Source organism: Corynebacterium sp. HMSC06G04, assembly GCF_001807365.1.
Lineage (GTDB): Bacteria > Actinomycetota > Actinomycetes > Mycobacteriales > Mycobacteriaceae > Corynebacterium > Corynebacterium simulans.
On sequence record NZ_KV788616.1, the window covers coordinates 68,087 to 90,765 of the forward strand.

A 22,679-nucleotide genomic window follows, 5' to 3' on the forward strand; every position below is an offset into this window, starting at 1 on the left:
TTTATCTCTATCTGCAACGGCGTTTGTGCGGCGTGGAAAACCGCACAATTTGCCAATTAGCGCCCGGAAAACGCCAGGATCTCCGCCACTAATTGGCAAAATGTACACCGTTGGTCTGAGTTTGCGCGCGGTAGGCTGGCGGCCATGACTGGCATGATTAGCGTCCGTGACGCCCACCTTCATAACCTGCGCAACGTCGACGTCGATATTCCGCGCGGCAAAGTCGTCGCCGTGACTGGCGTTTCAGGCTCCGGTAAGTCTTCCCTTGCTTTCGGCACCATCCACGGAGAAGGCCAGCGCCGCTACCTCGAATCCGTCGCACCTTTTGCACGCCGCCTCATCGGCTCCGCCGTGGATCCGCAGGTCAGCCAGATTGAAGGCCTTCCACCCACAGTGGCCCTCGAGCAGTCCACCTCAGCGGGCGGCGCGCGCTCGACCGCCGGCACGATTTCCGCCATCTCCAATTCCGTGCGTCTGCTCTATTCGCGCGCCGGGGATAACCCAGAAGGCCTGTACTCCGATTCCTTTTCGCCGAATACGCCCGAGGGGATGTGTCCGGAGTGTCAGGGCACGGGCGTGGTGCATGTGGCGACCGAGGAGTCGATGGTTCCGGACCAGTCCTTGAGCATCGAGGAGGGCGCCATCGCCGCCTGGCCCGGTGCATGGGCAGGCAAGAACTTCCATGACATCCTCATGACTTTGGGCTATGACATGGATTCCCCGTGGCGCGAGCTCCCGCGCGCAGACCGAGACTGGATCCTCTTCACCGAGGAACGCCCCGTGGTCACCGTCAAGCCACTGCGCGGCGCTGACCAGATTCAGCGCAACTACGAAGGCACGTGGCGCTCGGTGGCCAGCTACCTCAACAAGACTCTCGCGGAAACGCAGTCTGAGAGCTTGCGCAAGCGCACGCTCCAGTACATGGAGTCACACACCTGCCCTACCTGCCAGGGCCGCCGGCTGAATCCGCGCGCGCTGCAGGTCACTTACGCGGGCCTGCCAATCGACACCCTCAACGACCTGCCCTTGGATGCGCTCCACGAGTTGCTTGCCAAGCAGAAACCGGAAGAAAACAGCGCCGAGGATCTCTTACTCAAACAGGTTATTCCTGCCTTGACCTCCGCCCTGGAACTCGGCCTGGCGCACCTGAGCCTAGGCCGCCCCACGGAGACGCTTTCGGCTGGCGAATTACAAAGAATCCGCCTCGCCGCGCAGCTGCGCTCGGGGCTCTTCGGCGTCACCTACGTGTTGGACGAGCCCTCCGCTGGCCTGCACCCAGAGGAGCGCACAGCCGTTATGGACATCTGCCGCCGCTTCGTCGCCGCCGGCAACACCGTCCTGCTGGTTGAGCACGACATGGATTTGGTCGCACAAGCTGACTGGCTTGTCGACGTCGGCCCTCACGCCGGCGAAGGCGGCGGCCAGGTACTGTACTCCGGCCCAGTCGCCGACTATGATGCCGATACCCCGACCAGTAAGGCGCTGGCGCGGCGTCGTTTGGCATTGAATGAGACCCCACGAAAGAGCGAGAAACAACTGCACTTACGCGGCATTAAGGCGCGCAACCTGCGCGGGCTCGACGTGGACTTTGCATTAGGCGCCTTCACTGCAGTCACGGGTGTCTCCGGTTCGGGAAAGTCCACGTTGGTCTCGACGGTTCTTGCAGGTCTGTTGCGCGAGCAGGCGACCGCCGTGACCGACGCCGAGGAACAACCCGACGGCGCGGTTCGGCAGTGGAGCGTCGAAAACACAGAAAATCTCGGTGAAGTCACCCGCCTGGTGCAAATCACTCAGAAGCCCATTGGCCGCACGCCGCGCTCGACGCTCGCGACCTATACCGGCCTCTTTGACCACGTCCGCAAGCTTTTTGCCAACACACTAGAAGCCAAGCAGCGCAAGTGGACGGTCTCGCGCTTTTCCTACAACGTCAAGCAAGGGCAGTGCCCTACCTGCGGCGGTGCGGGGCAGATCGAGGTTGAGTTGGTCTTCCTTCCCGGTTCTTACACGCTATGCCCGGATTGCCAGGGCAAACGCTACAACCCTGAAACACTCGAAGTGACGTGGGGCGGGCGCACGATTGCGCAGATCCTAGAGTTAAGCGTTGACGACGCCCACGAGGTATTCGCCGCCGCTGAAGGCTCCGCGCAGGTCACTGCAATCATGCGCGCGCTGGAGACCCTCCAGGCCGTGGGGCTGGGCTACCTGCGCTTAGGCCAGGGCGCGCCCGAGCTTTCCGGCGGTGAGGCCCAGCGCATCAAGTTGGCCACCGAGCTGCAGCGCTCGCGCAATTCCCACCGCGGGCACACGGTTTACCTCCTCGATGAGCCAACCACTGGTCTGCACCCAGCGGACATCGCCTTGCTGAATGCGGAGCTGCACAAGCTTGTCGACGCCGGGCAGACCGTCGTCGTGGTCGAGCACAATCTCTCGGTCATCGCGGAGGCAGATACAGTCATCGAGCTGGGCCCTGGTGCCGGTGCAGCGGGCGGAAAGATTGTGGCTACCGGCACGCCAGGCGAGGTTGCCAAGCAGGACAGTCCAACTGGCGGCGCGCTGGCTGCAGCTGCAAGTTAATAAGGCGGCTTGCGGGTTTCTGCCTGTGTTTCTACAGGAAAATAGGGTATTTCTAGGAGCATGGCTAATAACTTTGGAAATAATTCCGGCGGCTACTCTGACGATGAAACCCGGCAGATTGGTCGCGTGACTGGGTATGGGCCGGGCTCCAACTCGGGCTTCGGCAGCAACGACGCTACCCGTCAATTCGGCGCGTCAGAGGAGCGGCCGCGTCAGGTATTTCCTGGGCAGGGCGCGCAACAGTCTCCGGCGCCTCAAGCAAGCCCCGGCGGATATGGTCAGCCTAGCGGCTATGGCTCTGGCTATGAATCCGGCTACGAGCCGGTGCCCTCCAGCTATGAGGTGGAGCCGGAACGCAAGCGTAAGAGCGGCGGTTCTGGGTTGACCAGCGTCTTCGCTGCTATTGCGGCCCTGGCAGTTATCGCGGCCGGCGCACTGTTTTTCATGTGGCGCAACGCCAGCTCCGAGGCGGATTCCCAGCCGGAGACGGTAACTTCCACCGCAACGGTTACTGAGGAAAAGCCCACCACCGTTACTGAAACGGTCACCGAGGAAGCACCACAGAGTGAAAACCCGATCGACCAGCTGCCAACCGATCTTCCGCCAGACGTACAGGATCAACTGGATCAGGGTGGCGAGGACCTAGAGAGTCTACTGAACGACCTACTGGGCGGCGGAAACGGCAATGGGAATGGCAACGGTAACGGCAACTCCCAGGGAGCTTAAGCCCCTAAACGCCAGCTAGTACTATGGAGCACCATGACTGACTCCATGAAGCTGGCGGAGGCGGTGGCTGCGCAATTGGCGCGCCACCTGTCTGACGTCATTATCTGCCCAGGCTCCCGCAACGCGCCGCTTTCTTTGGCGCTGTTGGCTCGCGAGGATATCCGCGTTCACACTCGTTTGGATGAGCGCTCCGCGGCCTTTACTGCCCTGGGCATGGCGCGCGTGCAGCGCCGCCACGTTGGCGTTGTGATGACGTCTGGCACTGCCGTGGCTAACGCATTGCCAGCGATGGTGGAGGCAGCCCACTCGCATACCCCGCTGGCTGTCATCAGCGCCGATCGTCCCGCACGCTTGGTGGGCACGGGCGCTTCTCAGACCATTCAGCAGCAGGGCATTTTCGGCGTCTACGCTGCGACCACCCAGGTGGCTGAGGAAGCAGACATTCCGCAGGTTGCGCAGCGTTTTACTCGTGACCTGCAGGTGCACATCAACGTTGCCTTTGACGTTCCACTTCTCCACGAGTCACTGCCGGAAAAGCCGTCTGATCACACCTCCCGCAAGGCGCCTACGCCGCGGCCTGTCAACCACGGCGAGGTCGAGGTTGACTTGAGCAAGAACACGCTCGTTATCGCCGGCGACGAAGCTTGGGAGGTCCAAGGCCTCGAGGACGTTCCGACCATCGCCGAGCCCACTGCGCCGGCACCATTCCACCCGGTGCACCCAGCGGCGGCTCATATCTTCCGCCGCGCGCAGGTCTCGGCTAACGATTACGTGGTTAACACCAAGGTCGAGCAGGTCATCGTGGTGGGCCATCCTACGCTGCACCGCGGCGTCATGGCGCTCATCAACGACCCAGATATCGAGCTCTTCGTTCTTTCCCGCAGCGCCGATTTCACCAATCCGCGTGGCGAGCAAGCCACCTTGGGTACCACGGTCAAGACCACCGGCGAGCCGAGCCGCGAGTGGCTGAAGATCTGCGAGGGCGCCGCTGAGATGGCTTCCTCCGGGGTGCGCGAGGTCCTTGAGGACGAGGAGCTTGGTTTCACCGGCCTGCACGTCGCCGCCGCGGTGGGGGATACCCTCTCCGTCGAAGACACCTTGGTCCTAGGCGCCTCGAACCCGGTCCGCGATGCCTCGCTGGTAGGCCTGCCTTTCGACGGCGTGGATACCTTCTCACCCCGCGGCGCCGCCGGCATCGACGGCACCATCGCACAGGCCATGGGCATCGCGCTGGCCACCCAATCCCGCGAAGCTGATGCATGGCGCGCCCCGCGCGTTATCGCATTGCTTGGCGATGTCACCTTCCTCCACGACGCCACCTCACTTCTTGTTCCAGAAGGCGAGGCCCGCCCGGAAAATCTCACTATCGTGGTGGCCAATGATGACGGCTGCGGCATCTTCGAGCTCCTGGAACAGGGCGCAGAGCCGTTCCGCCCCTCCTTCGAAAAGGCCTTCGGCACCCCGCACGGAATGAAACTGGAACAGGTGGCGGAAGCCTTCGGTGCCGAGTACCGCGCGGCGAATACACCACAGGAGCTTCTCGATACGCTCGCCGAGCTGAAGGAATACTCCACCGGAGTTACCATCGTCGAAGCACACACCACCCGTGAGACCCGCCGCCAGCTGCAGGCGGAGCTGACTGCAAAGGTCGGCCAGTAGGTGGGCGCATTTCCGGTGCGGCCGCCCAAGGCGCCGAAGACGGCAGTGGCCCCGCGCTACACGCCTGTCGTGTATCGCCGGCGCCTGCATCAGCTCATCATTGCGTTGTACGCGGCGTCGATTGTCGCGATGCTGGGGATGATGGTGGGGGCTTTCCTAAACGATCGCTCCATCGAGTCCAATCCGGGCCGCGCGCTGGCGACGGTCACGGACGTAGGAATCACAAGAACCTACGTCGATTTCCAGGACTCCGAAGGCATCTACCAATCCCCGCAATCCGGCCTGCTTTATCCCACCGGGCTGGGGGAGGGCCAACAGGTTTGGGTGCTCTACTCGCAAAGTGACCCTGACCTAGTAAAGGTCGAGGGCCGCGAATGGACGCTGTCTATCCTCCCGGCGCTTTCCTCGATGGTCGTGGCCAGCCTGATTGCCGCGGCAGCATGGTGGACGGTGGGATTGAGCACGCGGGCGGCGGAGCGGCGTCGCCAAGCAAATGAAAGTGTTAACCAAAATTTTCCGCAGGCTTCACCGGAATCCTAGGCAAATAGGGGATTATTGAACCCATGCGTGTTGCGATTGTGGCAGAGTCCTTCCTTCCCAACGTCAATGGAGTGACCAACTCCGTGCTGCGTGTGCTTGAGCACCTGGCAGAAACCGGGCACGAGGCCCTGGTCATTGCCCCCGGTGCGCGCGAGGGCCAGGAGGAAATCGCGGATTACTTAGGCTTTCCCATCGTGCGGGTTCCCACCGTGCGCATCCCGTTGATTGATTCGCTGCCTGTCGGCGTACCAACCACCGCCGTGGACGAGGCACTGCGGCAGTTCAAGCCCGACATCATCCACCTGGCCAGCCCCTTTGTTCTGGGTGCTGCCGGGGCCTTCTCCGCCCGTCAGCAACGCATTCCGTCGGTGGCGCTCTACCAAACTGACGTCGCCGGTTTCGCTACCAAGTACCACGCTTCCGCGCTGGCTTATGCCACCTGGGAGTGGCTGCGCACCATCCACAACGCCTGCCAGATGACGCTCGCGCCTTCCTCGTTGACCATCCGCGATTTGGAAGATCACAACATCAAAAATGTGCGCCACTGGGGCCGCGGTGTGGATGCGGAGCGTTTCCACCCGTCTAAGCGCTCCGCGCAGTTGCGCAAGCAGTGGGGCGCAGACGGCAAGAAGGTCGTGGGTTTCGTTGGCCGTCTTGCTGCAGAAAAGGGCGTGCACCGTCTGGCTGCGCTGAATGATCGCTCCGATATTCAGCTGGTCATCGTTGGCGATGGCCCAGAGCGTCCACTGCTGGAGGCACAGCTGCCCAACGCTTACTTCACGGGCGCGCTCGGCGGCGACGAATTGGCCCAAGCTTATGCCTCTCTCGACGTCTTCGTTCACGCGGGCGAATTCGAAACCTTCTGCCAGGCCATTCAGGAGGCGCAGGCTTCCGGCGTCCCCACGATTGGGCCGCGCGCCGGAGGCCCAGTGGATCTCATTCAGGAGGGCTACAACGGGCTGCTTCTCGAAGTCGCGACCTTCGTCGAGGATCTCCCCAACGCCGTCGATGCGCTGCTGAACCCAGAAATCCACGAGGAGTTGCGTGCGAATGCCCGCGAGTCGATTTCTTCCAAGACGTGGAAGGCGCTGTGTGAGCAGCTTCTGGGCTACTACGAGGAGGTCTTGGAAGATACTCGCCGCGTGCCGCTGACCATCCTGGGTCAGCGCCCTGAGCTGCCGCGGTGGGCGGCGCGTGCCCTCGGTGCACGCGTGGCCTAAACTAGCTACTTATGTCAAAGGCAGATCTCGATAAGAAGCCCTTCGACGTTGCGCGCATGTTCGACGCCGTCGGTGCCAAGTATGACATCACTAACACGGTGCTGTCCTTTGGCCAGGATAAGACCTGGCGTAAGCGCACCCGTGAACGCTTGGACTTGCGGCCGGGGGAGAAAGTCCTCGACTTGGCGGCGGGCACGGCTGTGTCGACTGAGGAGCTCGCCAAGTCCGGCGCGTGGTGCGTGGCCTGCGACTTCTCCCGCGGCATGCTGGCCGCCGGTGCACAGCGCGATGTGCCGAAGGTTGCCGGCGACGGCATGCAGTTGCCCTTCGCAGACGAGACCTTCGACGCCGTAACAATCTCTTATGGCCTGCGCAATATCCACGATTTCGAGCTGGGGCTGCGTGAGATGGCTCGCGTAACTAAGCCGGGCGGCCGTATTGCAGTGGCGGAGTTTTCCAAGCCCATCATCCCGGTCTTCGGCACGGTCTACAAGGAATACTTAACCCGCCTGCTGCCGCCGATTGCGAAGCTAGTTTCGTCGAACCCGGAGGCTTATGTCTATCTCGCTGACTCGATTCGCGCCTGGCCCGACCAAGAGGAACTTGCCGCAGCCATCAACCGCAATGGGTGGGAAGGCGCGGGCTGGAAGAACATGACGCTCGGCATCGTGGCGCTGCACTCGGCGACGAAGCCGTTGCGCTAGGCCCAGCAACGCTGGCTCCGGCCCTGCTGAGCACTCACCGAGCCCTCTGCCGAGCTTTGGCCAGGCTCCCCGCAAAAGGGACCATCTGGAAAGGCACGCGGGCTTAGAGCGAGTTCCACAGCGGCGTATTGCGCCGCGCCGCCGCTACGCCGCGGCCAGCCAGGCGCCACGCGCGAGCGATGAGGTCGCGGTCTTCTTCTGTGACCAAGTTGCCCATGAGCCGGGCTGCCGCCGGCATCAGCATCCGGCCGACCGGCCCGCGCAGCGCAACTGGGCCCGCGAAAGGCAGGAACTGTGGGTAAGTCAGTAAGCGCGCGGCCGTGCGCGCCAAGACGAAAGCCTCGCCGTACTGCGTCTGCAACAGATCTGGCCAGGCCAGTGTGAAGTCCTTGGTGCCCAACAACTCGACTGCAAGCTTTGCGGTCTCCAAACCATAGTCGATGCCCTCGCCATTGAGCGGGTTCACGCAAGCCGCGGCGTCACCAATGAGCATCCAGTTGGCACCGGCCACGTTTGAGACCGCACCGCCCATAGGCAGCAGAGCTGAGGCTACGCGGGTGATTTCGCCTAAGCCCCAGTCCGCGCGCTGCTGCTGCGCGTAGTGAGAAAGCAGCTTCTTGGTGTTGATACGGGCCGGACGCTGCGCCGTTGAAAGCGCGCCAAGTCCGATGTTGACCTCACCGATTTCCGCACCCAGCGGAAAAATCCAGCCATAGCCCGGTTGCACCTCGCCGGTCTCCGACTTCAGCTCCACATGCGAGTGCATCCACGGCTCCGCTGCGTGCGTGGAAGTCGCATAACTGCGCGCAGCGATGCCATAGACCTCGTCTTGGTGCCAAGCGCGTCCTAGCTGCTTGCCAAAGGTCGAGCGCACGCCGTCGGCCACGATCACCCACTTGGAACGCACTTCGCGCTCACCAACGCGGAAACTGGTGAGAGACCCGTTTTCCACCACTGGGGCGGTCGCAGGCGTACCGGTCCACGTCTTTGCACCTGCAGCCTGTGCGGCCGCAAAGACGAGATTGTCGAACTCGTGGCGCGGCAAAGCCGTACCCACCGAAGTCGGGTAGCTGGAGGGCCACGGCGCGGTTACTGAGCCGCCATAACCGTGTAGCTTCAAGCCCTTATTGCGATACTGCGCATTAATGTCCAGCCCCAATAGATTCAGCTGATGCATCGCGCGCGGGGTGAGCCCGTCGCCGCAGGTTTTGTCACGGGGGAAAGACGCGGCGTCGATAAGCAGCGTTTCGTAGCCCGCCTTAACTGCGTGAATAGCGGCGGCGGAACCTGCCGGCCCTGCGCCGATGATGGCTACGTCTACAAGTTCTGGGTTATCGATCTGCTGCGACATGGGCACTATCATTGCACGCGTTGGCCACCTTGAGTGTGTTTAGGGCCGTGGTATGGACTACGGTAAGTAGCTGATTATCACTGCCATTTTTGAGTTAAAGGAACGCTGTTAATGTCTCACGGCCAGACTCATGCCACTCATGTGGACTTGGGTGACCCGCAGCTAAGCGAGCGCATTGGCGCTGGAATGGCTGCCGTTGAGGAATTGCTGCACCATGAAATTGATCGTGGGCAGGACTTCGTAAAAGAGAAGGTCAGCCACCTTTCGAGTGCAGGCGGAAAGCGTTTTCGTCCAATGATGGCTTTGCTCGCCTCCGAGTTTGGCCAGCGCCCAGCTTCTGCTGAGGTCATTAAAGCCGCCACGGTGGTTGAAATGGTGCACGTCGCAACGCTCTATCACGATGATGTGATGGATGAGGCTGAGCGTCGCCGCGGCGTCGAGTCCGCCAATTTCCGCTGGACCAACTCCGTGGCAATTTTGGCTGGCGACGCCCTCTTGGCGCATGCTTCCCGCCTGATGTCCCAGCTTGATACCCACACGGTTGGCCACTTCGCGGAGACTTTCGAGGAGCTGGTCACCGGCCAGATGCGTGAGACCATCGGCGCGGGCGAGGCTAATGCGGTGGATCACTACATGGCAGTTATCCGTGAGAAGACGGCCGTGCTCATCGCGTCTGCTGGTTACCTGGGCGCTTATCATTCCAGCGCTACCCCTGAACAGGCCGCTGCGTTGCGTCAGATTGGCGGCGCAATCGGCATGATTTTCCAGATTGTCGACGACATCATTGACATTTTCTCCGACCCGAAAGAATCCGGTAAGACCCCGGGCACCGATCTCCGCGAGGGTGTATTTACCCTGCCGGTCCTCTACGCCCTGGAGGAGGAAGGCCCAGTGGGCGACGAACTGCGTGCGCTTTTGACAGGCCCGCTTGCCGACGACGCGTCTGTTGACCACGCCATCGACCTTCTGCGTCGCTCGGGCGGCCGCGAGAAGGCTATGAACGATGTGCACGGCTACCTGCGTGTTGTGGAGGAGCAGCTTTCGGTGCTTCCGGAGTGTGCAGCTAGCGAGGCGCTGCGCCAGTTGGCGGATTACACGGTTCGCCGGGTTGGCTAAGCAGGCACTAAAAGGACTTGTGTCCTGCCGATTTGCATGCCGGTGGGCACTTCGTAGTAAAGTACCTAATCGCACCTCGAGTGCAAGCCAGGTTGCCCGAGCGGCCAAAGGGAGCGGACTGTAAATCCGCCGGCATTGCCTTCAGAAGTTCGAATCTTCTACCTGGCACAATCTAAACCCCGTGGTTTCGACCACGGGGTTTCTTCGTTTTCGCGTCGTGGGTGAAATCTAGCGGTCGTGTTCTTCAAGCTCGCCTCACTCTGCCCCTTGGGCTAAAGGTGTGCGAAAACGTGCGTTTGAAAGAGCTCAAAAACGCAGAGTGAACTGGCGATTTGTGTAATTAGACTAAATCGGGTTAATCTTTTCAAGGCTTCAACGAGAGCACAGCGAACAAAAAGTTCGTTACTCAACGAGGCTGTGCCCCCTTAGCTCAGTCGGCAGAGCGTTTCCATGGTAAGGAAAAGGTCGACAGTTCGATTCTGTCAGGGGGCTCCAATCATGTCTGCATCTAGTGCACATGATTATGGCGGTGTAGCTCAGTGGTAGAGCAAGCGACTCATAATCGCTGTGTCGCGAGTTCAATTCTCGCCATCGCTACCGGGAAAGGAAAGTGCCCCACAACGCGGGCGCTTTTTTACTACCGACTCCGGCCCAAGGGCTGGCGGTTTAGAAGTAAATCGCAGTTCTGGTAGGGTTGTGCATGCTGTCTTTGACAGTTACATGCATAGGGGCGTGGCGCAATTGGTAGCGCAACGGTCTCCAAAACCGTAGGTTGCAGGTTCGAGTCCTGTCGCCCCTGCCAAAACTTTCCAAGGAGGATCCAGCTGTGAGCGATGAACAGCAGCCGATTAAGTCAGGCGCTTCACGCCCCACCGGTAAGCGCCAGCTCTCCGGTGCAGCTACCACCTCATCTCAGGCGTACACCGACAAGCGAGTTGTACGCGTAGAGGACAAAAAAGATGACGCAACCGTCGGCGGCGGTGTAGCCGCTTTCCCAAGCGAGGTTGCTTCCGAAATGAAGAAGGTCGTCTGGCCAACCGCAAAGGAAATGGTTCAGTACACCGTTATTACCTTCGCCTTCCTCATCGTCCTGACTGCCCTTGTCTGGGGAGTTGACACCCTGTCCGGTCTGGGAGTTGAGAAGATTCTGACTCCTTAGTAGTCTTTTAATACAAGCTTTTATCCCGCTGATTTCACTCGCGAGGCGAGGGAAACGGCGGGATACTTTTTGCCCTAGTGGCTTGGCGGGGCGGCGTTCGTTTAGGGGCCGCAACGCAGGTAGGCTAGGGCGCAGAAAATTCTTGAAGCGCCTGCTTCTTTAAAGCTCGCGCGCGAACGGATGGAGTAAAAGACCATGAGCGACGAGAACAACGTCGAAACGCCAGAAACCTCCCTCGAAGCGGCCCTCATCGGCAACGTACAGGACCAGGCAGCCGAAGCTGTGGCTGATTCCGAGTCCGCAGACGCACCTGCCGCAGAAGGTGCAGAAGCCGCTGAAGGCACATCTAACGCTGCAGACGCAGAGGCTGCAAGCGCCGCTGAAGCTGAGGGATCCGAGGACGATGACTACCGCCGTCGCCTGCGTCAGTTCACCCGCGAGCTGAAGAAGCAGCCGGGCCAGTGGTACATCATCCAGTGCTATTCCGGCTACGAGAACAAGGTGAAGACCAACCTCGACATGCGCGCTCAGACCCTTGAGGTTGAGGATTCCATCTTCGAGGTTGTTGTTCCAGTCGAGCAGATTCTGGAAAACAAGGACGGCAAGAAGAAGATCGTCAAGCGCAAGCTGCTGCCGGGCTACGTCCTGGTCCGCATGGAGCTTAACGACGCCGCCTGGTCCGTCGTTCGCGAAACCCCTGGCGTGACCTCCTTCGTGGGCAACGAGGGCAATGCGACCCCGGTTAAGATCCGCGACGTCGCCAAGTTCCTCATGCCGAACGAGGCTGCATCGGAGTCCAAGCAAAACGCTGGCGACCAAGACGGCGAGCAGGTCGTCGCAATGCCGGAGAAGGCTGCTGCGAAGGCTTACGCGCACGACTTCGAGGTCGGCGAGGCAGTTACAATCCTCTCCGGCCCACTGGCATCCGTTTCTGCAACCATCTCCGAGATTGACCCAGAGACCGGTAAGATGCAGGGCTTGGTTTCCATCTTCGGCCGCGAGACTCCAGTCGAGCTTTCCCCGACCGAAATCGAGCGCGTCTCCTAAAACCACTTGGCGCGTAGCCTGGGAAAATGGCAGGCTATGCGATTTGGTAGCAGGGCGCACGGTGTTCTAAGATGAGACGCCGTGCGCCTTTTTGCGTGCACAGACAACTAAACGTTTCTCCCCCGGTGGCCCACTTGAGGTGAGCATCCGGACGGGGCGCTGTTATTCATCGTGGCAGCGCACCGGTAACACAGGAAAGAGGTAATTCGATGGCTCCGAAGAAGAAGGTTTCTGGCTTCATCAAGCTGCAGATCGAGGCTGGCGCTGCTAACCCGGCTCCGCCGGTTGGTCCGGCACTGGGTGCCCACGGCGTCAACATCATGGAGTTCTGCAAGGCTTACAACGCTGCGACTGAGTCCCAGCGCGGCAACGTTGTGCCTGTTGAGATCACCGTTTACGAGGATCGCTCCTTCGATTTCAAGCTGAAGACCCCGCCGGCAGCGAAGCTGCTGTTGAAGGCCGCTGGCATCAAGAAGGGCTCCGGCGTTCCTCACACCGACAAGGTCGGTTCCGTGACCTGGGATCAGTGCAAGGAGATTGCACAGACCAAGTTCGAGGATCTGAACGCTCGCGACATCGAGAACGGTGCTCGCATCATCGCCGGCACTGCTCGTTCCATGGGCATCACCGTCGACGGCATCCCAGCCAAGTAAACAACTTCATCAAAAAATGAGCGGCCATCTCGTGTGGTCGCTCGTGGTAGGGCCAGCTACGGCCCGCCAAGACCACACCAATCCAAGAAAAGGAATTGCTTAAATGAGCACCAACTCTAAGGCTTACAAGGCGGCTGCTGAGCTCGTCGACAAGTCCCGTCAGTACTCTCCGCTGGAGGCTGCAAAGCTCGCCAAGGAGACCTCCTCCAAGAACTTCGACGCTACTGTCGACGTCGTTTTCCGCCTGGGCGTTGACCCACGCAAGGCTGACCAGCTGGTTCGCGGCACCGTTTCCCTGCCTAACGGCACCGGTAAGGACGTTCGCGTAGCCGTCTTCGCAGAGGGCGAGAAGGCTGAGGCAGCTAAGGCTGCAGGCGCTGACATCGTCGGCACCGACGAGCTGATCTCCGCTATCAACGAGGGCAACATCGACTTCGACGTTGCAATCGCTACCCCGGACCAGATGGCTAAGGTCGGCCGCGTTGCACGTGTCCTCGGCCCACGTGGTCTGATGCCGAACCCGAAGACCGGCACCGTCACCGCTGACGTTGCGAAGGCTATCTCCGACGTCAAGGGCGGTAAGATCTCCTTCCGTGTTGACAAGGCTTCCAACCTGCACGCAATCCTGGGCAAGGCTTCCTTCGACGCTGAGAAGCTGGCTGAGAACTACGGCGCTCTCTACGATGAGATCCTGCGTCTGAAGCCGTCCTCTGCTAAGGGCCAGTACGTCAAGAAGGTAACCATCTCCACGACCTCCGGTCCTGGCATCCCGGTTGACGCTTCTGTTCAGAAGAACTACGCAGAGTAATTTCTGCTTCTGTTAGTGGTTCGCTTTAAGCGCCGCTGATGGTTCGCCCCGACCGCGTCGCGGTTGGGGCATTCTTTTTGCCTTCTTGCCCTTTTCTAAATTTCAGGAAATTGGCAGGAACGCACAGGGGACTTGCAGGTTGAATTCATTGTCTCGCAAGTTCTATGCCCCATACTTATGTTGTGCGTTTGAGAGAGGCGCATGAGAGATAGAGAGAACACCCTGAGCTTTGCAGGGCGCAGCGGCTTGAGACCCCGCAGCGATATCCAAAGCGCATAGAGAGACATCGAGGGCCCCGGCCGTAAGGTCGGGGCCCTCGATGTTTTCCTGTTGTCTCGCCGGTCTGTCTTGCATGACCGTGTTAGAACACGCTGCGGGCCTAACGGATTTCCTGGTATGCGTCCAAGGCGGCTTGCCGCGACTGCTTGAGGTCCACGATGGGCGGTGGGCTAAGCGGTGGTGCCCACTGGCGCACGTAGGTGCCGTCGGGATCGAATTTGCTGGCTTGCAGCTGCGGGTTGAAGATGCGGAAGAACGGCGAGGCGTCATCGCCGCAGCCAGCGACCCATTGCCAATTGAAGGGATTGGAAGCAGGATCGGCGTCGACAAGCGTGTCCCAGAACCACTCTTCGCCGTGGCGCCAGTGGATGCCGAGGTTCTTCGTCAAAAAGGAGCCCACCACCATGCGCACGCGGTTATGCATGTAGCCGGTGTGCCAGAGCTCGCGCATTCCGGCGTCGACAAGCGGAATGCCGGTCTCGCCCGTGCGCCAGGCTTCTAGTTCCGGCAGGGGATGCGGGCGCGGGTCCTTTCCGGAGGTGTCGATTCCGCCGCCGTCCCAATACCAATCGAAGTCGCGGAACTTGTCTCGCACAGGCTCTGTTGCGAGGTCTGGCACGTGGTACAGGCGATGCCAGGCGAAGTCGCGCCAGAGCAGCTCGGAGCCGAAGCTGGAGGCATCACAGGGCAGCTCGCTGGCGGCCTGCCAGACTTCGCGGACCGAGATTTCGCCGAAGCGCAGGTGCGGTGAGAGCCGGGAGGTAGCCGGCCGGGCGAAGAAGTCACGGTCGCGGTCATAGTGGTCAAGCTCGAGGCCGGCCACCGTTTCCCGGGCGGCGAGTTCGCCGGGGTCCCAGTAGTCCGCGAGACGCTGTTGCCAAGGGAGCGGGGCTTCATCGGGGAAGGGCTCGGAAAGCTCGGCAAAGGCCTGCGCGCCTGGGCCACTAAGCGCAGGGGTGGGCACGGGATCGCCGAGAGGATGGTCATCAAGGTGCTGGCGTGCTGCGCGGGCGAAGGGAGTGTAGCCTTTATAAGGCCTGATGGCGGTGGGCTCAACGAGGAGGTGGCCGGCAAAGGAGTGAGTAGCGATGCCGGACGAGGTGAGGGACTCTTTTACTGCTGCGTCGACATCCCGCACGTGATAGTGGCGGTTCCAGAGCACCGCATCTGGGCCAATCTGGTGGGCAAGGCGGGGAATGGCCGTGCGGGCATCAGCGTCTAGGCGCAACAGTGGAATGTCATGCTCGGCGAGACGGGTGCGCAATTGTGCCAGGGAGCGCTCGCGCCACCACGCCGCCGCACTTCCGAGCGGGCGCGAGCCTGGATAGGCAGGCTCGTCGAGGACGCAGGCAACAACCTCGCCCCGGGAAGCAGCCCAGGTGAGTGTGGGGTTATCGCAAAGGCGCAGGTCATCGCGAAACCAAACAAGGGTGGTCATGGTATCCCAGCATACGGATGCACGGTGAGCGGGCAGAGAGATTGCCATGTAGCGTAGATGCGTGCGAAGGAATTAAGGCCGCGGCTTGCCTTTCATCCAGTACACGGACCAGATAACGTCTTCGCGCGGTACACCCCAGTCATGCACGGCTATCGAGCGCACTGCTTTGGCCAGGTCTCCTTCGCCTGACACCCACACCGAATCCGGCGCTGTATCCGCGGAGAATCGGGATCCAAGAAGCTGGCTAGCGCGCGTGCTGTGTTCCTCGTGCGGGGCGGTGATCATGGCGAGTGAGCGAACCTTGTCGCGCCACGTTTCCTCAAAGCCGTCTTCAACTTCAGCGTCGTCTGCGATCATGGCAACGACGTCGACTGCACCCAAGGTTTCCGGTGACAAGGCTTCGTAGTGCTCGAGGATGTGCCACAGCGCCGGAAGGGCAGAGGCATCTGCGAGCAATAGTTGTGACTTCTTAGGCGCTTGCCACCGCACTTGCCCGGTATATATTCCGGCGGTATCCCCGGGGTGGGCATTGAGGATCCAGCGTGAGCCCGGGCCATTATCGCCATGGGCCACAACGTCGACATCGATGGTGCACGCTTCTTGGTTGAGCTTGCGAATTGTGTACCAGCGTAATGCTGGGCGTATGCTGTCGGGCAATCCGTTGACGGCAGCACGAACATTGGCATCTTCGACTGGGAAAGGGGAGAACTTCTGCCCGTCTTGGGGCATGAGGAGCCCAAAATACTCGTCAGGCCCGGCTAGGGGGTAGTCACTAAAAGCCGGCGAGTGAAAAGTTAAACGGTGCAGCCGCGGCTTGAGGCGGGTGTTCCCGGTGAGGGTAACGGGCAATAAGCGGTGATTCGTCAAGGGAATTGTTCCTAGGTAAAAGAGAAATTCGAAGCCATCATAAAGCGAAGGGTAGGCTAGCCTCAAATAGGCTAGGGGTGCGAATGCTTGCGTGCTCGTTCCCGTTGAAAGAAAGGTTTTTCCATGGTTGCTATCAGCCGGCGCGCAAAAGGCGTGCTCGCGATTGTCTCAGCGGCAGCGATTGCTCTGACAGGGTGCTCGCGCGGAAGTGGCGAGGACAGCACGGGTGCGGACAGTGCTGAGGAGGTGCGCGTTGCCAGCCTAGGGCTGGGTGATGCCGATACCGTGCTGGCACTCGGAATCACTCCGGTTGCCGTAGCACCATGGGGTGCGCAAGGCGACGGTGATGGCTCCGGCGTTGGCCCATGGGCGAAGGAGCTTCTGGGAGATGCCCAGCCCGAGGTGATCTATAACACCGCTTCCGGTTTCACGGCAGAGGTACTTGAGCAGGTCACTGCCTCGGATCCCACACAGATCATCGCCGTGAACCAAGCTGTGGACCAGGAAGCGAAGAAATCCCTCGAGGATATCGCCCCGCTGACCGTGAAGCCCGAAGGTTTCGAAGACTGGCAGATTCCCTGGGAGGAACAAGTCAAGACCATCGCCTCTGCCGTGGACAAGGAAGAGGAGGGGGAGAAGCTTATTGACCAGGCGGAGGACGCCTTCGAGCAGTTCAAGGACTCCCACCCGGAGCTGCAGGGCAAGCGAGCAGCCATCGTCATGCCCTATGAGGGGAAGCTGGGCCTCTACACAGCAGAGGACGGCCGCGGCCAGTTCATTGAGAACCTCGGTTTTGAGATTCCGCAGGAATTGCAGGGTGATGGTTCCAGCTTCTTCGTGGACTATGCCCCGGAAAACTACTCCCAGCTCAACAACGTGGACTACCTGTTCGTCTTGGACTACAACGGCGCGGTCGATGAAATCAAGAAGGATTCCACGTTCCAAGGCCTCGACGTGGTCAAGGATGGCCGCGTTCGCTACCTGGACACGGACACCGGCAATGCGATGAGCATTCCGAACCCGCTGACGATCCCGTGGGCCGTCGACAAGTTCGAAGAGAAGCTCTAAATGCTCGCACTACCGAGGAAGGCTGATGCTATCCACGGTGCTGCGGGTGCGCGCCACGGCGGTGAAGCAGCCGCATTGGATTCGCGGGGAAGAAGCCGCGCACTGCTCACCACGGCCCTAGTTGTGTCGACCCTCCTCCTTTTGCTGTGCTCGCTGGTAGTGGGGTCAAGGACTATCCCGTTTCCGGATCTGTTCGCTGCCCTCCTCCACGGGGGCGAGGCAGATATCGAGAATATCGTGTGGGATTTACGCATCCCCCGCACGTTCGTGGCCTACTTCGCGGGAGCTGCCATCGCGGTATCGGGTGTTATCGCTCAGTCTTGGACTAGGAACCCCTTGGCCGATCCGGGCTTCATTGGTATTACTGCGGGAGCCTCGTTCCTTGTTGCCCTCGGGACAACACTAGGGATCGCCACCTCAACCGGGATGCGGACAGCGCTCGCCCTCCTCGGTGCCGGCTTGGCCACGGCATTAGTGCTGGGTGTGTCCCGCAGGTTTCAGGATCCTTTGACGCTGGTCTTGGTCGGCACAGGCGTTGCTGCTGCCTTGAGCTCTAGCGCCATGTTGATCGGCCTGTACTCCACGGATGTTCTCGACAGCATGCGCCGGTGGACCATCGGCTCCACGTTTGGGCGCGGCCCAGAGGATGTCGCCATTGCAGGTGTTGGGTTGCTAATCGGGCTTATCATCGCCGCACGAGTGGCGCGCCCGCTCGACCTTTTAGCCATGGGGGAGGAATCCTCGGTGGCACTAGGCGGCTCGCCCACGCTGACGCGGCGCGGTGCTGCCTTGAGCATCGTTGTGCTAGCAGGATGCGCTACCGCGGCGACGGGGCCCATTGCCTTCGTTGGTTTTGCCATCCCCCATCTGCTGCGCCGGTTCACGGGGCCAGAAGTTACCGCGATGGTTGCGCCAGCCGCCTTACTCGGTGGCTGCTCCGTACTCGTTGCGGATATTCTGGGCCGCCTCATCGTGGGTCCCTCCGAGCTGGAGATGTCCATCGTCTTGGCCTTTGTGGGCGCACCATTTCTTATCTGGGCCGTACACCGTGGGGAGCACGAGCTATGAGGGGGTTGCAGAAGGGGGACGTCGTCAAGCATCTGCGTTCCCAAGAGCGGCAGCGCCGGACATGGATATGGGCAGCGACCTGCTTCTTTGTTGTGGTCGCCGCAAGCTCCTATGTCCTCATGCTAGGGCAGGGCCCTGTGGCCTTGAGCCCGGGGCAGGTCCTGGAGATTCTCAACGGCGGGGGAAGCCGCAGCGAAATTCGCGTTGTGTGGGACCTGCGCATGCCGGTAGCGCTAGCGACGCTCATCGTGGGTGCCGCGCTCGGACTGGCGGGGTCGTGGACGCAGTCGATGTCGCGCAATCCGCTGGCCTCTCCCGATATCCTTGGCGTGACTGGTGGTGCGTCCGTCATGGTGGTCCTCGGAACGGTGCTCTCCCGGCCTGTGCTTGCCGAAGGGCTCTCCATGTTCTGGTGGCGGGTCGGGCTCGCGTTGCTGGGTGCCGTGCTAGCAGCCATCCTGCTGGTAGCGCTTGGGGGAATCGGCACGAGCAACCGCATCGTTATCGTCGGAATCGCGCTCTCGCTGCTGTTTCAAGCGCTGGTGGCGTATCTTTTGCGCGCCGCCGAGCTCCTTCGCGCGGCGCAATCGCAGCTGTGGCTGGCGGGAACCACGGGCTTCGTGCGGATGGAGGTCATTGCTCCTCTTCTCGTGGGGTTGACTCCTTTCGTGGTGCTTGGTCTGTGGTGTGCCAGGGAGCTGCCACTTCTTGCGCATGATGATCTCTCGGCCCTTTCCCTCGGAGTTAACATCACGCGAACACGCGCGTTCCTGCTGGTCGCTGCTACGGGAATCTGCGCGGTGACTGTATCCGTGGCCGGCCCCATTGGTTTCATCGCGCTTCTCGCCCCGCATGTGGGGCGCATTGTTGCCCGGACGCCCACGCCTGTGCCGTTGGTTTCTTGCGCTGCTGGCGCCGCCTTGTTGAGTGCGTGCGCTGTGATTGCTGGAGCGTTGCCAATGGACGCTCCAGTGGGTGCAGTCTCCTCCATCATCGGAGGATGTGCCCTGGTCATCTTGGTGTGGAATGCCGCACGGCGGAGAGGATAAAAGCTAGTGAAAGACAGAGAAATTACGGCCACCGGTATCCATGCCGGCTATAAGGACGGGGACGACATCCTGTCCGGCGTTGACTTGGTGGCCCACCCGGGTGAAATCACCACGCTCATTGGACCTAATGGCTGCGGCAAGTCCACGTTGCTGAAGACCTTGTCTAAAATTCTTCGCCCGCGGCAGGGGAGCGTGCATATCGGCGAGCTAGACGTACATGGCATGAGCCCGAAAGAAGCAGCTACCCACGTGGCGCTTCTTCCACAGCAGCCGACGGCGCCGGACGGGCTGCGGGTGGGCGAGCTTGTAGCGCGCGGGCGCTACCCGCACCTGGGCCGCGGTCGGGGACTGTCTGCGAAGGACCGCAACATCATCGCGCAGGCCTGCGTGGAGACGGGCATTACGGACTTCATCGACCGTGATATCGCGGCGCTCTCGGGTGGCCAACGCCAACGGGTGTGGCTGGCGCTTGCTCTGGCGCAGGACACGCCAGTGCTGCTTCTCGACGAACCCACAACCTTCCTCGACCCAGCCCACGCCATGAGCGTTTTGGAGCTCGTGCGCAAACAGGCCGACGCCGGGAAAACGGTGGTCGTTGTGCTGCACGATCTCATGCTGGCCGGCCAGTACTCCGACACCATGGTGGTCATGAACAACGGCGAGGTCATCGCGCAGGGAACTCCCCAGCAGGCGTTGACGAAAGAAGTGCTGGCAGCCGCCTATGGCATCGACGTCGAGATCTGGGATGACCCGCGAAGCGACGCCCCCGTCATCGTTCCGCGCGGGGTGCTCAGGGACTAAGAATTCTCGTTGGGTGAAACAGGGAGAAGGAAGCCCCGAGAGCCGCGATTTGGAGTTGGCTAGCGTGGCTTGTATAGTTCCTAGCGAAGTTTGAACGGCCTGAAAGGTCGAGTCAAAGTTCACCGAAGACCGTCGGTCATCCGGGAGTCCGGATCGAAGGTTCCTCATCCTAGGGGACGGCCCACGCAGGAGACACTTTGCGATTAATCGCGGCATTCTCTTATGCTGCGCGCCCTGTGCTCTTGCACGGGGCATTTTTTATTGAAGATGTCTCGACGGAAAATCACAGAGATGTTTCGAAAGGAGGCGAAGTAGAACATGGCAAACCCGAAGAACACCGCAGATCTCGCGGAGCTCAAGGAGAAGCTCGCTGGCGCTGAGTCCATCGTGCTGACCGAGTACCGCGGCCTGACTGTTTCTCAGCTCCAGGAGCTGCGTAACAACCTCGGCTTTGACGTTGAGTACTCCGTCGCCAAGAACACCCTCTTCAAGATCGCCGCTAACGAGGCTGGCATCGAAGGTCTTGACGATAAGCTGACTGGCCCGACCGCAATTGCGTTCATCAAGGGCGAGGCAGTGGATGCCGCTAAGGTCATCAAGAAGTTCGCTGATGACAACAAGGCATTCGTCGTCAAGGGCGGCTACATGGATGGCAACGCTCTGTCCGCAGAGCAGGTTGCTGCCATCGCCGAGCTGGACAACCGCGAGACCACTCTCGCAAAGCTTGCCGGCGCTATGAAGGGTTCTATGGCAAAGGCTGCGGCTGCATTCAACGCTCCTGCTACCAAGATGGTCCGCACCGCTGCGGCCCTGCAGGACAAGAAGTCTGCCGAGGCTTAAAGTCGCCAATCAAGGCGCATAAAAATCAACACAAACACAATCTGGGTTGCATCGCAGCCCAAAAGAAAGGATGGCCATCATGGCTAAGCTCACCAAGGACGAGCTCATTGAAGCTTTCAAGGAAATGACCCTCATCGAGCTCTCCGAGTTCGTTAAGGAATTCGAAGAGGTCTTCGACGTTGAGGCTGCTGCTCCGGTTGCAGTTGCAGCTGCAGGCGCACCGGCTGCTGGTGGCGCTGCTGAGGAAGAGAAGGACGAGTTCGACGTCGTTCTGACCGACGCTGGCGCAAAGAAGATCGGCGTCATCAAGGTTGTCCGCGAGATCGTCTCCGGCCTGGGCCTGAAGGAAGCTAAGGAGCTCGTCGAGGGCGCACCGAAGGCTATCCTCGAGGGTGCTTCCAAGGACGACGCTGAGGCTGCTAAGGCTAAGCTGGAAGAGGCTGGCGCTTCTGTCGAGCTCAAGTAATTTTACTTGGCTTACAACCCCGTTTCCCGCTGGGAGACGGGGTTGTTCCCGTTTTGGAGGTGTTTGTCCTTCCCCGCCCCGCGTGCAGATTCCAGCCTCCGCGTCCGCGACCTGTAGAATAATCCACCATGCTGCCCAAATCCCGAATCTTTTCTGTGCTGCTTCTAGGCCTCGGCGTTGCGCTAATGGCCGCAGGTATCGCGGCGCCGAAGTTCTTGAGCTTCGAACCGCGCATTCCTTTGGATTTGCAGCACACCACGTGGACGCTGCACGACGATTCCGCCAAGTCGCAGGTAGTGACAGGGGAGGGCACGAGTCCTTACGAGGGGCCAATGACTTATCAGCTCAACATGGACATTCAAGATCCTTCAGATAAAGAGCAGGCCACGCTCCGCATCGGTGAGTCGGCCATGCGCGGAGATAGCGGCAAGGTTGAGGATCTTTCCATGGCGCGCGTGTGGAGCTACTCCATGGACCGCCTGAGCGGTGACGCGCTTGGCGACGCCTCCCTTACCCACACCCTGGGCAGCCCTACCGCGCAGGTCACCGTCGATGGTGTGTGGCTAAAGTTCCCAGCAGCAACCGAGCAGACTACGTATCCAGTATTTGATCCCTATCTGCGCAAGGCTGCCGATGCAGTCTTCGAAGAGGAGATGGAAATCGAGGGGCGCACCGTCTATCGCTTCCATCAAGAAGTTGAGCCGACTAACCTCGCGACCTTGTACCCAGGACAGACCACTACCACCTTGCACAATGAAGATGAATCGACCGAGCAGGGTTACCTATTCCACAAGGCGACACGCGATTTCTACGTCGATCAGGTAACCGGCATGGTGGTAGGAATGGACGTGGCCATTGATGACTATTGGGGCGACCGCAGTGGTGTCGGCCGCGAAACCCAATTCATGTTCGAGGGCAAGACCTCTGACGAGGATCGCGCCGCCTTCCTCGCACAAGCCGCGGAATTCCCCAAGCCTGCCTTTGCCACCATGGTTCGCTGGGCCGTCTTGGGCCTAGGCGCGGTGCTGACTCTCATCGGTTTGGCTGGGGCATTGGGCGCTTTCCAGAAACGCCGCCGCAAGTAGCATGCTGATTTCGCCTTTACACGGTGGAAATTTTCCTATAAGCTATTTCGTTGCGCTGGAATCTGGATCTTCGGTGCACATTTAGCCTTTCAAGTAGGTGATGGCAAAACCGACTTGACAAGGTGATTTTGTGCATTCTGAACCCAGACAATCCACAGCAG

The 22,679-nt window shown here is 60.6% G+C and carries 21 protein-coding genes and 4 tRNA genes; 22 read left to right on the forward strand and 3 right to left on the reverse strand.

Annotated elements, in window-relative coordinates:
* Window positions 1-153 precede the first annotated feature (153 nt).
* The 6 genes from HMPREF3158_RS06315 to HMPREF3158_RS06340 are packed head-to-tail and all read left to right on the forward strand — an operon-like array spanning window position 154 to window position 7,423.
* Window positions 154-2,574, forward strand: a complete 2,421-nt coding sequence (locus HMPREF3158_RS06315; RefSeq protein ID WP_371326200.1) for an excinuclease ABC subunit UvrA — start codon at window positions 154-156, stop codon at window positions 2,572-2,574.
* Between the two features lie 60 nt (window positions 2,575-2,634).
* Window positions 2,635-3,300 carry a hypothetical protein gene (locus HMPREF3158_RS06320; protein WP_070456848.1) on the forward strand — a complete coding sequence of 222 codons (666 nt, stop codon included), beginning with the start codon at window positions 2,635-2,637 and terminating at the stop codon, window positions 3,298-3,300.
* 33 nt (window positions 3,301-3,333) lie between these two features.
* Window positions 3,334-4,959, forward strand: a complete 1,626-nt coding sequence (menD, locus tag HMPREF3158_RS06325; protein ID WP_070456851.1) for a 2-succinyl-5-enolpyruvyl-6-hydroxy-3-cyclohexene-1-carboxylic-acid synthase — start codon at window positions 3,334-3,336, stop codon at window positions 4,957-4,959.
* Window positions 4,960-4,974: 15 nt separating this feature from the next.
* Entirely contained in the window at window positions 4,975-5,499 is a 525-nt protein-coding gene (locus tag HMPREF3158_RS06330) for a DUF3592 domain-containing protein (RefSeq protein ID WP_246815643.1), read from the forward strand.
* A gap of 23 nt (window positions 5,500-5,522) precedes the next feature.
* Window positions 5,523-6,719, forward strand: a complete 1,197-nt coding sequence (locus HMPREF3158_RS06335) for a glycosyltransferase family 4 protein (protein ID WP_061920433.1) — start codon at window positions 5,523-5,525, stop codon at window positions 6,717-6,719.
* An 11-nt stretch (window positions 6,720-6,730) separates the two neighbouring features.
* Window positions 6,731-7,423 carry a demethylmenaquinone methyltransferase gene (locus HMPREF3158_RS06340; RefSeq protein ID WP_061920436.1) on the forward strand — a complete coding sequence of 231 codons (693 nt, stop codon included), beginning with the start codon at window positions 6,731-6,733 and terminating at the stop codon, window positions 7,421-7,423.
* A gap of 103 nt (window positions 7,424-7,526) precedes the next feature.
* On the opposite strand, the gene HMPREF3158_RS06345 is transcribed toward HMPREF3158_RS06340, so the two are convergent.
* Window positions 7,527-8,786, reverse strand: coding sequence for a geranylgeranyl reductase family protein (locus HMPREF3158_RS06345; RefSeq protein ID WP_061920438.1), 1,260 nt, complete (start codon window positions 8,784-8,786; stop codon window positions 7,527-7,529).
* A gap of 99 nt (window positions 8,787-8,885) precedes the next feature.
* Here HMPREF3158_RS06345 and HMPREF3158_RS06350 point away from each other — a divergent pair, with 99 nt between their 5' ends.
* The 9 genes from HMPREF3158_RS06350 (at window position 8,886) to rplA (ending at window position 13,557) form a co-directional block, all read left to right on the forward strand.
* Window positions 8,886-9,890 carry a polyprenyl synthetase family protein gene (locus HMPREF3158_RS06350; RefSeq protein WP_070497768.1) on the forward strand — a complete coding sequence of 335 codons (1,005 nt, stop codon included), beginning with the start codon at window positions 8,886-8,888 and terminating at the stop codon, window positions 9,888-9,890.
* An 86-nt stretch (window positions 9,891-9,976) separates the two neighbouring features.
* A tRNA-Tyr gene (locus tag HMPREF3158_RS06355) sits at window positions 9,977-10,058 on the forward strand.
* A gap of 251 nt (window positions 10,059-10,309) precedes the next feature.
* Window positions 10,310-10,385, forward strand: a tRNA-Thr gene (locus tag HMPREF3158_RS06360).
* A gap of 30 nt (window positions 10,386-10,415) precedes the next feature.
* Window positions 10,416-10,487 (forward strand) — tRNA-Met (locus tag HMPREF3158_RS06365).
* 129 nt (window positions 10,488-10,616) lie between these two features.
* Window positions 10,617-10,692, forward strand: a tRNA-Trp gene (locus HMPREF3158_RS06370).
* Between the two features lie 24 nt (window positions 10,693-10,716).
* Window positions 10,717-11,049 carry a preprotein translocase subunit SecE gene (secE, locus tag HMPREF3158_RS06375; protein ID WP_062035935.1) on the forward strand — a complete coding sequence of 111 codons (333 nt, stop codon included), beginning with the start codon at window positions 10,717-10,719 and terminating at the stop codon, window positions 11,047-11,049.
* Between the two features lie 195 nt (window positions 11,050-11,244).
* The gene (gene nusG, locus HMPREF3158_RS06380) at window positions 11,245-12,096 is read left to right on the forward strand and encodes a transcription termination/antitermination protein NusG (RefSeq protein ID WP_061920441.1); all 852 of its coding nucleotides are present in this window, start codon (window positions 11,245-11,247) and stop codon (window positions 12,094-12,096) included.
* Between the two features lie 209 nt (window positions 12,097-12,305).
* Window positions 12,306-12,749 (forward strand): 50S ribosomal protein L11, encoded by a 444-nt coding sequence (gene rplK / locus HMPREF3158_RS06385; protein ID WP_061920442.1) that lies wholly within the window; start codon window positions 12,306-12,308, stop codon window positions 12,747-12,749.
* A 103-nt stretch (window positions 12,750-12,852) separates the two neighbouring features.
* Window positions 12,853-13,557, forward strand: coding sequence for a 50S ribosomal protein L1 (gene rplA, locus HMPREF3158_RS06390; RefSeq protein WP_061920443.1), 705 nt, complete (start codon window positions 12,853-12,855; stop codon window positions 13,555-13,557).
* Window positions 13,558-13,936: 379 nt separating this feature from the next.
* Here the strand turns inward: rplA and HMPREF3158_RS06395 are convergent, their stop codons facing one another.
* Together HMPREF3158_RS06395 and HMPREF3158_RS06400 are read right to left on the reverse strand one after the other, a co-directional pair.
* A complete protein-coding gene (locus tag HMPREF3158_RS06395) occupies window positions 13,937-15,274 on the reverse strand; it encodes a cryptochrome/photolyase family protein (RefSeq protein ID WP_070497770.1) in 1,338 nt (445 codons plus the stop codon).
* Window positions 15,275-15,346: 72 nt separating this feature from the next.
* On the reverse strand, window positions 15,347-16,141 hold the full coding sequence (locus HMPREF3158_RS06400) for a siderophore-interacting protein (protein ID WP_062035928.1): 795 nt from the start codon (window positions 16,139-16,141) through the stop codon (window positions 15,347-15,349).
* 123 nt (window positions 16,142-16,264) lie between these two features.
* Between HMPREF3158_RS06400 and HMPREF3158_RS06405 the strand changes: the two genes are divergently transcribed.
* From HMPREF3158_RS06405 to HMPREF3158_RS06435, 7 genes are all read left to right on the forward strand, one after another.
* Complete coding sequence (locus HMPREF3158_RS06405) at window positions 16,265-17,209, forward strand: ABC transporter substrate-binding protein (RefSeq protein WP_062035925.1); 945 nt, start codon at window positions 16,265-16,267, stop codon at window positions 17,207-17,209.
* Window positions 17,210-18,277: a FecCD family ABC transporter permease gene (locus HMPREF3158_RS06410; protein WP_083291050.1), complete on the forward strand. Its 1,068-nt coding sequence runs from the start codon at window positions 17,210-17,212 to the stop codon at window positions 18,275-18,277. It begins immediately after the preceding gene.
* Window positions 18,274-19,326: a FecCD family ABC transporter permease gene (locus HMPREF3158_RS06415; protein ID WP_070497771.1), complete on the forward strand. Its 1,053-nt coding sequence runs from the start codon at window positions 18,274-18,276 to the stop codon at window positions 19,324-19,326. The genes HMPREF3158_RS06410 and HMPREF3158_RS06415 overlap by 4 nt, the downstream gene beginning before the upstream one ends.
* Window positions 19,327-19,332: 6 nt before the next feature.
* On the forward strand, window positions 19,333-20,127 hold the full coding sequence (locus tag HMPREF3158_RS06420) for an ABC transporter ATP-binding protein (RefSeq protein ID WP_070497773.1): 795 nt from the start codon (window positions 19,333-19,335) through the stop codon (window positions 20,125-20,127).
* 318 nt (window positions 20,128-20,445) lie between these two features.
* The gene (rplJ, locus tag HMPREF3158_RS06425) at window positions 20,446-20,967 is read left to right on the forward strand and encodes a 50S ribosomal protein L10 (RefSeq protein ID WP_062035921.1); all 522 of its coding nucleotides are present in this window, start codon (window positions 20,446-20,448) and stop codon (window positions 20,965-20,967) included.
* Window positions 20,968-21,046: 79 nt separating this feature from the next.
* The gene (gene rplL, locus HMPREF3158_RS06430; protein ID WP_062039172.1) at window positions 21,047-21,433 is read left to right on the forward strand and encodes a 50S ribosomal protein L7/L12; all 387 of its coding nucleotides are present in this window, start codon (window positions 21,047-21,049) and stop codon (window positions 21,431-21,433) included.
* A 128-nt stretch (window positions 21,434-21,561) separates the two neighbouring features.
* Complete coding sequence (locus HMPREF3158_RS06435) at window positions 21,562-22,518, forward strand: cell envelope lipid trafficking protein PgfA (protein ID WP_070497774.1); 957 nt, start codon at window positions 21,562-21,564, stop codon at window positions 22,516-22,518.
* Window positions 22,519-22,679 lie beyond the last annotated feature (161 nt).

Excerpts from the sequence above, each read along its gene's own strand:
- HMPREF3158_RS06315 (WP_371326200.1), top strand. The coding sequence starts at position 154 with ATGATTAGCGTCCGTGACGCCCACCTTCATAACCTGCGCAACGTCGAC.
- HMPREF3158_RS06320 (WP_070456848.1), top strand. The coding sequence starts at position 2,635 with ATGGCTAATAACTTTGGAAATAATTCCGGCGGCTACTCTGACGATGAA.
- menD (WP_070456851.1), top strand. The coding sequence starts at position 3,334 with ATGACTGACTCCATGAAGCTGGCGGAGGCGGTGGCTGCGCAATTGGCG.
- HMPREF3158_RS06335 (WP_061920433.1), top strand. The coding sequence starts at position 5,523 with ATGCGTGTTGCGATTGTGGCAGAGTCCTTCCTTCCCAACGTCAATGGA.
- HMPREF3158_RS06340 (WP_061920436.1), top strand. The coding sequence starts at position 6,731 with ATGTCAAAGGCAGATCTCGATAAGAAGCCCTTCGACGTTGCGCGCATG.
- HMPREF3158_RS06345 (WP_061920438.1), bottom strand. The coding sequence starts at position 8,786 with ATGATAGTGCCCATGTCGCAGCAGATCGATAACCCAGAACTTGTAGAC.
- HMPREF3158_RS06350 (WP_070497768.1), top strand. The coding sequence starts at position 8,886 with ATGTCTCACGGCCAGACTCATGCCACTCATGTGGACTTGGGTGACCCG.
- nusG (WP_061920441.1), top strand. The coding sequence starts at position 11,245 with ATGAGCGACGAGAACAACGTCGAAACGCCAGAAACCTCCCTCGAAGCG.
- rplK (WP_061920442.1), top strand. The coding sequence starts at position 12,306 with ATGGCTCCGAAGAAGAAGGTTTCTGGCTTCATCAAGCTGCAGATCGAG.
- rplA (WP_061920443.1), top strand. The coding sequence starts at position 12,853 with ATGAGCACCAACTCTAAGGCTTACAAGGCGGCTGCTGAGCTCGTCGAC.
- HMPREF3158_RS06395 (WP_070497770.1), bottom strand. The coding sequence starts at position 15,274 with ATGACCACCCTTGTTTGGTTTCGCGATGACCTGCGCCTTTGCGATAAC.
- HMPREF3158_RS06405 (WP_062035925.1), top strand. The coding sequence starts at position 16,265 with ATGGTTGCTATCAGCCGGCGCGCAAAAGGCGTGCTCGCGATTGTCTCA.
- HMPREF3158_RS06410 (WP_083291050.1), top strand. The coding sequence starts at position 17,210 with ATGCTCGCACTACCGAGGAAGGCTGATGCTATCCACGGTGCTGCGGGT.
- HMPREF3158_RS06415 (WP_070497771.1), top strand. The coding sequence starts at position 18,274 with ATGAGGGGGTTGCAGAAGGGGGACGTCGTCAAGCATCTGCGTTCCCAA.
- rplJ (WP_062035921.1), top strand. The coding sequence starts at position 20,446 with ATGGCAAACCCGAAGAACACCGCAGATCTCGCGGAGCTCAAGGAGAAG.
- rplL (WP_062039172.1), top strand. The coding sequence starts at position 21,047 with ATGGCTAAGCTCACCAAGGACGAGCTCATTGAAGCTTTCAAGGAAATG.
- HMPREF3158_RS06435 (WP_070497774.1), top strand. The coding sequence starts at position 21,562 with ATGCTGCCCAAATCCCGAATCTTTTCTGTGCTGCTTCTAGGCCTCGGC.